Here is an 867-nt window from a genome sequence, read left to right as displayed (position 1 = left end):
TCCCCGCGCAGCCTAACTAAGCGGCATTGCGCTATGGACTGGAGCCCGTCGCCGGTTCCGTGCCTGACGTAGATAACGACCGGCACGGCACCGGAAACGGTGTTCGCCGCCGCCTTCTCGGCGGCCCGTCGGACTGAAAATGGGCGCGGCATACCGACGCTCCTTTCTCCGGTGGTTGACGGCGGCCCGCACGAAGGGAGGGTTGGTACGGGTGTCAGGCCGCCTTTTTCGGCACCGTGTTCGGTGCCCCTTTCCTTTCCCACTGTAGGACGAGTTCGGCTAAAGCGGACACGGCGGCGTCGTATTCCTCGGCGGTCATTTCGACGGTCTCGACCCGCTCGCTTTCCACCTGACGGGACACGTCCCGCCGTCCGGTGGAGCGCGGTCCGGAATCGTCCGTGGCGGGCGTGCGGCTCACGCCGTCCCCGTTTCGGGGCGAGGGTGCCGTCACGACGAGAACTCCTGACCGCCGTGCCGCGATCCGCCGGCCGGCGCGCTCCGCCGGGGGGATCGATAAGGGTGTCGCAGGAGTGTGGTCACGCGATCGCCCCGTGGTGTCCGTTGTCGGTTCCCGGGTCGGTCGGGGGGTCGGCGGGGAACTCCCAGGGCGGCAGGTGCGGGCTGAGGATCGCGGTCCCGGGGGTGGCGAGGAGCTGGGCGCGGAAGAACGTCTGCCCGTCGATGATCGGCTGGTGGGCGTAGGGGCAGACGACCCACCGCTCGGGTGGGACGGGCTGGCCGGCGCTGGTGCGGCCCCAGACGGTGGCGCCGGTGTAGACGGGATTGTCCAGGACACGGCCGATCGCGGTCGAGGTCCACGGCCGCGGCACGCCCGTGGCGGGGTCGGCGACGTCGAAGTACAGGTCC

Annotated in this window: 2 protein-coding genes; both read right to left on the bottom strand. The window is 70.4% G+C overall.

Features of this window, described 5'->3' with window-relative positions; genetic code table 11:
• Nucleotides 1-214: 214 nt before the first annotated feature.
• Entirely contained in the window at nucleotides 215-451 is a 237-nt protein-coding gene (locus U9980_RS18130; protein ID WP_322769007.1) for a hypothetical protein, read from the bottom strand.
• A gap of 85 nt (nucleotides 452-536) precedes the next feature.
• Nucleotides 537-867: recombinase family protein (locus U9980_RS18125; RefSeq protein WP_322769006.1), on the bottom strand; the 331-nt coding region annotated here is incomplete at its 5' end.

Origin of the sequence: Protofrankia sp. Cr1, from assembly GCF_963555865.1 — a bacterium.
Taxonomy (GTDB): Bacteria; Actinomycetota; Actinomycetes; order Frankiales; family Frankiaceae; genus Protofrankia.
Note: the sequence above shows the minus strand (reverse complement) of the source record. Positions and strands in the feature narration are given on the sequence as shown.